2 protein-coding genes and 1 pseudogene are annotated in these 2,640 nt (G+C 68.6%); all 3 read left to right on the forward strand.

Annotation, left to right across the window (positions count from 1 at the left end):
• Positions 1 to 294: pseudogene (locus H0T81_RS04510) on the forward strand (DNA replication and repair protein RecF); the annotation flags it as partial.
• Positions 295 to 451: 157 nt separating this feature from the next.
• A complete protein-coding gene (locus H0T81_RS04515) occupies positions 452 to 1,129 on the forward strand; it encodes a TVP38/TMEM64 family protein (protein ID WP_294010319.1) in 678 nt (225 codons plus the stop codon).
• Positions 1,130 to 1,328: 199 nt separating this feature from the next.
• Positions 1,329 to 2,640, forward strand: a 1,312-nt coding sequence (locus tag H0T81_RS04520; protein WP_294010322.1) for a DEAD/DEAH box helicase, incomplete at its 3' end; no start/stop codon positions are given.

A 2,640-nucleotide genomic window follows, 5' to 3' on the forward strand; every position in this document is an offset into this window, starting at 1 on the left:
CACCGGGCCAAGGCGACGCCGGCGGCGCGAACCTCGACCGGCGAGCAGAAGGCGCTGCTCCTGGGCCTGGTTCTCGCCCATGCCGAGCTGGTCGCGGCCCGCCGCGGAGCGCCGCCGATCCTGCTCCTCGACGAGGTCGCCGCCCACCTCGACCCGCGCCGGCGCTCGGCGCTGTTCGCCCGCCTCGAGCGCCGCGGCCAGGTGTGGATGACCGCCACCGAAGCCGCTTTGTTCGACGGCATCGGCGAAGCCTCGCGCTTCCACGTCGAGGCCGGGCGCGCGCTCCCGCTTTAGCCCCAACCCGCTTTAGCCCCAAGTCTTGGCGATTCCCGCCGAGCCGCGACCGGCTGTCGCTGAGCCGAAACCCCGCAATCGCGCCATTCCGCCAGCGCTGGCACGTGTCTTGCTCCGCTAACACGGCAAGACAGCCGGACGTGGGGGAGCAGGGCGAGTGGATCGGCGCACAGTGGGAGCGATCATATTCGCCGCCGTGATCGCCGGCGTGCTCGCCGCGTGGCTCTTCTCACCGCTTCGCGACTGGTTGACGGTCGAGCAGCTCAAGCAAAGCCGCGCCTCGCTGGTGCAGCTGATCGAGGCGCGGCCGTTGTCGTGCGCCACCGGCTTCTTCCTGCTGTGCGTCGTTGCGACCGCCGCCTGCTTCCCGGCGGCGCCGGTGCTCGGGGTGACCGGCGGCGCGTTGTTTGGCTTCTGGCCCGGCCTTGCCATCGTGCTGATCGCCTCGTCGATCGGCTCGACCATCGCCTTCTTCGACGCACGCTACTTGTTGCGCGGCTGGGTGAAGCGGCGGTTCGCTCGGCGGATCGAAGCGATCGACCGCGGGATCGCCGCGCATGGCGGCCTCTATTTGCTGACGCTTCGCCTCAATCCGATTATCCCCTATTGGCTCGTGAACCTCGCCATGGGACTGACGGTGATCCGGCTTCGCACCTATGCGGCGCTGACCGTCGCTGGCCTCCTCCCGTCGATCTTCATCTACGTCAATGCGGGAACCCAGCTCGCGACCATCGAGCGCCCCGGCGACATCCTTTCGCCGCAGCTGATCGCCACGCTCGTGCTGCTCAGCCTGTTCCCATTGGTCGCTCTGGCCCGGCGTCCGCGGGCGTCGTGAATCGCCGCCTGCTGGACTTTCTTCACCTTTGCTCTATATTGCACTGCAACACGAGGCGCTGTTCCAAGCGGCGTGATCGGTCCTGCCACTGAATGGCAGGGGTCCGGCCCGCGTCTCGACCAACTGCTCTCCCATATCACGCGGGGTGCTCAACTCCCCGCCGCTGGCGCCCGCAATTTCGCGGTCGCTGCCGGCAGCAATGTTTCAAGGTAATTTCAAAGTGACTTTTCAGACTCTCGGGCTCTCGAAGCCCGTTCTCGATGCGCTCGCGCACGCCAATTACAATGTGCCGACGCCGATCCAGCGCCAGGCGATCCCGACCGTTCTCACCGGCCGCGACCTGCTCGGCATCGCCCAGACCGGGACCGGCAAGACGGCCGCCTTCGTGCTTCCGTCGCTCGACCGGCTGTCGGCCGGCCGCGCCTATCTGAAGCCCGGCCAGATCCGGATGCTGGTGCTTGCCCCGACCCGCGAGCTCGCCGCCCAGATCGCCGCCAGCGCGCGCGCCTACGGCAAGTTCATGAAGCTGTCGGTCGGGGTCGTGTTCGGCGGCGTCCCCAACGGCAAGAGCGTGCGCGAAGTGTCGCGCGGGCTCGACGTCCTCGTCGCCACTCCCGGCCGGCTGCTCGACCTCGTCGACCAGCGCGCGCTCAGCCTTCGCGAGCTCGAGATCCTCGTCCTCGACGAGGCCGACCAGATGCTCGACCTGGGCTTCATCCACGCGTTGAAGCGCATCGTCGCCCTGGTCCCGCAAAAGCGCCAGACCCTGTTCTTCTCGGCGACCATGCCGCGCGCGATCAAGGAGCTTGCCGACCGCTATCTGACCAACCCGGCCGAAGTCTCGGTAGCCCCCGTGGCAACGACCGTGGAACGCGTCGAGCAGCGCGTCACCTTCGTCAACCAGGCCGAAAAGCAGGCGCTTCTGATCCAGCTCCTGAAGACCGCTCCGGTCGAGCGGGCGCTGGTGTTCAGCCGAACCAAGCACGGCGCCGACAAGATCGTCCGGATGCTCACCGCCGCCGGGATCGACGTCAACGCGATCCACGGCAACAAGAGCCAGCCGCAGCGCGAGCGGGCGATCGCCTTGTTCCGCTCGGGCGAGATCAAGGTGCTGGTCGCGACCGACATCGCCGCCCGCGGCATCGACATCCCGGGCGTCAGCCACGTCTTCAACTACGATCTGCCGCACGTCGCCGAGCAATATGTCCACCGCATCGGGCGCACCGCGCGCGCCGGCGCATCGGGCATCGCGGTCGCCTTCTGCTCGGACGACGAGCGGCCGCTGCTTCGCGACATCGAGCGGCTGACCCGCCAGAAGCTGGGCATCGAGCCGCTGCCCGGCAATTTCGCCGACGCGGTCCGCTCGACCCGCGCGCTCAAGCCCGCTCCGGCGGTCCGCGAGCAGCGCAACTACCGCGGCGCGAGTCATCGTCCGCAAGGCCAGCGTCCACAAGGCCAGCGCCCATCCGGCGACCACCGCCCGAACCGCAACCCCGCCCATCGTGGCGGTC

The organism is Sphingomonas sp. (assembly GCF_013812825.1).
GTDB lineage: Bacteria > Pseudomonadota > Alphaproteobacteria > Sphingomonadales > Sphingomonadaceae > Sphingomicrobium.